This is a genomic window from Kluyvera sp., assembly GCF_965301105.1.
In genome coordinates this window covers 1-3,018 of record NZ_CBDKZX010000169.1, presented here as the reverse complement: position 1 = coordinate 3,018, position 3,018 = coordinate 1, and the positions used below count along the sequence as shown (strand labels likewise).

The window sequence follows — 3,018 nt, the reverse complement described above, 5'->3', positions numbered from 1 at the left end:
CCTCTTGCATGCCATGCAAGCGCTCTCCCAGCTGAGCTATAGCCCCAACGTAAAGCTGTCGAGTTGACGGGCGGCATAATATGAATTCCCTCGCACAGTGTCAACGGCAAAATTCGCTAACGGCATCTAATCGCTGAAAAAGCAGACAAACGCGCCGGTTTACGCGCCTGCTCGCAAACAGGAGTTATGCATGTCACGTTTTCCACTAAAACGATGCTATAACATGAACCTGTAATTCCCACACAGCAACTCAGGAAATAGTATGCTCAAGGAACGAATGACGCCGGAGGAGATCGCCCACCTGACAGGCTATAGCCGCCAGACCATTAACAAATGGGTGCGTAAAGAAGGCTGGAAAACGTCTCCTCGTCCCGGCGTTCAGGGCGGTAAAGCTAGGGTCGTCCACGTCAACGATGAAGTCGTGGAGTTTATCCACAGCGCGCAGCGCGCTTCAGAGCCCCCTGCTCCCTACATTTCCGATAACCCCTTCCATACGCTGCTGCTGACGCTGGTTGATGAGATGACCGAAACTGAACAGAAACAGTTGACCTCGCTGCTACTCCGGGAAGGAATTAGCGGTTTATTGCAACGTTTAGGAATCCGTGGTTAAACGCAAGAGATGAAAACACTTCCTGCCAAAATGTCGACCGAAGAGCTCGCCGAGCGCTTAGGGATAACCCGACAAACCGTTAACCGTTGGATTCGCGAGCAAGGCTGGCACACCGAACCCATGCCGGGCATTAAAGGCGGCCGCGCGCGCCTGATTTTTATCACTCCTGAAGTGCTGGACTACCTCGCCAATACCCCAGCGCTGCGTAGCCATACCACGCAAAGCCAGCTTGGAGAACCGCCTCGCAGCTACACGACAAATGAATCTGAGGTGGTGTGGCGACAAATTACCGACGTCCTGCAGAACATGACGCCGCAAGAACAGCAGCGTCTGCACCATTTGCTGGCGCGTGAAGGCATTTGCGGATTTCTTTCCCGGCTAGGGCTAAGCCAGGACGAGACGTAAAAAAAGCGGGTTTCCCCGCTTTTTTCTTGCTCAACGCCGTTTTACTGCTGGCTTTCACGCTCAGCGATAAAACCCAGCGCCTTGTTGATGCGCTCGATACTACGAGATTTGCCAATTGCGTGCACGGTGACGTCCAGCGCAGGCGACTGCCCAGCCCCGGTCACCGCAACGCGCAGCGGCATACCCACTTTACCCATGCCCACTTCCAGCTCATCGGCGGTTGCCTGAATCGCGTGGTGAACGTTTTCCGCAGTCCACTCAGTGATGGCGGCAATTTTATCGCGCACCACTTCCAGCGGCTGACGCGCAACCGGACGCAGGTGTTTCTTCGCCGCATCGGCGTCGAACTCGGCAAAGTCTTCGTAGAAGTAGCGGCAGCTTTGCGCCATCTCTTTCAGGGTTTTGCAGCGCTCGCCCAGCAGTTTCACCAGCTCGCACAGCTGCGGTCCAACGCGGGTATCGATATTTTCCTGCTCGATGTGCCACTGCAGGTGCGTCGCCACGTATTCCGGCGCCAGCGTATTGATGTAGTGATGGTTCAGCCACAGCAGTTTATCAGTATTGAACGCGCTGGCAGATTTGCTGACCGCATTCAGAGAGAAGAACTCGATCATCTCTTCACGAGTGAAGATCTCCTGATCGCCGTGGGACCAGCCCAGACGTACCAGGTAGTTCAGCAGTGCTTCCGGCAGGTAGCCGTCATCACGATACTGCATCACGCTGACCGCTCCGTGACGCTTGGACAGTTTTTTGCCGTCGTCACCGTTGATCATTGATACGTGCGCATAAACCGGTACCGGCGCATTCAGCGCTTTCAGGATGTTGATCTGGCGCGGCGTGTTGTTGATATGATCTTCACCACGGATTACGTGGGTGATTTCCATATCCCAGTCATCGACCACCACACAGAAGTTGTAGGTCGGGGAACCGTCGGTACGACGGATGATCAGATCGTCCAGCTCCTGGTTGCTGAATTCGATCGGGCCGCGGATCTGGTCGTCAAAAATAACGGAACCTTCTTGCGGGTTAGCAAAACGCACCACGCATGGCTCATCGGCAGCATGATGTTCGTGACCATGGCGGCAACGGCCGTCGTAACGCGGTTTTTCACCGTTAGCCATCTGCTCTTCGCGCAGCGCATCCAGACGTTCTTTGGAGCAGTAACATTTATACGCAGTGCCCGCTTCCAGCATTTCATCAATCACCGCGTTGTAGCGATCGAAACGCTTGGTCTGATAGTACGGACCTTCATCCCACTCCAGATTCAGCCAGTTCATCCCATCCATGATGGCTTCAATGGCTTCTGGCGTTGAGCGCTCAAGATCGGTGTCTTCAATACGCAGCACAAACTCACCGTCGTGGTTACGTGCAAAAAGCCAGGAATAAAGAGCAGTACGAGCGCCGCCGACGTGCAGATAGCCTGTCGGGCTAGGCGCGAAGCGAGTTTTGATTTTCATGAAATGGCCTTACGTTTATAAAGATGCCGACAACCGGCAAATCCCGGAAATACAAGTGGGCAATATTCTAGCACTCCCACTCGGTTGTTCCCACCGCAAGCGCATGCTTTGCTGATTTTGCATATAATTCATACAACATAGCGCGTTTTGCGATCGCTTTGTTTATTTTTACGACGAACGAACAAATTCTTTAGAAAAGGCGTTGACTCATTTTCAACTCTCCCTATAATGCGACTCCACACAGCGGGGGTGATTAGCTCAGCTGGGAGAGCACCTCCCTTACAAGGAGGGGGTCGGCGGTTCGATCCCGTCATCACCCACCACTTTCTCGCCAGCTGGATTTCTTACAACAAAATGAAGTACCGAAGTGGGTGATTAGCTCAGCTGGGAGAGCACCTCCCTTACAAGGAGGGGGTCGGCGGTTCGATCCCGTCATCACCCACCACTTTCTCGCCAGCTGGATTTCTTACAACAAAATGAAGTACCGAAGTGGGTGATTAGCTCAGCTGGGAGAGCACCTCCCTTACAAGGAGGGGGTCGGCGGTT

The 3,018-nt window shown here is 53.7% G+C and carries 3 protein-coding genes and 2 tRNA genes; 4 read left to right on the top strand and 1 reads right to left on the bottom strand.

Features of this window, described 5'->3' with window-relative positions; genetic code table 11:
- The first annotated feature begins 262 nt into the window (after positions 1 to 262).
- Both ACW14G_RS22755 and ACW14G_RS22750 read left to right on the top strand, forming a co-directional pair.
- Complete coding sequence (locus ACW14G_RS22755) at positions 263 to 610, top strand: YfeC-like transcriptional regulator (protein ID WP_064543724.1); 348 nt, start codon at positions 263 to 265, stop codon at positions 608 to 610.
- Positions 611 to 619: 9 nt separating this feature from the next.
- Positions 620 to 1,015, top strand: a complete 396-nt coding sequence (locus tag ACW14G_RS22750) for a YfeC-like transcriptional regulator (protein ID WP_163446099.1) — start codon at positions 620 to 622, stop codon at positions 1,013 to 1,015.
- 41 nt (positions 1,016 to 1,056) lie between these two features.
- On the opposite strand, the gene gltX is transcribed toward ACW14G_RS22750, so the two are convergent.
- Positions 1,057 to 2,472, bottom strand: coding sequence for a glutamate--tRNA ligase (gene gltX / locus ACW14G_RS22745; protein WP_163446100.1), 1,416 nt, complete (start codon positions 2,470 to 2,472; stop codon positions 1,057 to 1,059).
- Between the two features lie 247 nt (positions 2,473 to 2,719).
- On the opposite strand from gltX, the gene ACW14G_RS22740 reads away from it, so the two are divergent.
- Positions 2,720 to 2,795, top strand: a tRNA-Val gene (locus ACW14G_RS22740).
- Positions 2,796 to 2,841: 46 nt separating this feature from the next.
- A tRNA-Val gene (locus tag ACW14G_RS22735) sits at positions 2,842 to 2,917 on the top strand.
- Positions 2,918 to 3,018 lie beyond the last annotated feature (101 nt).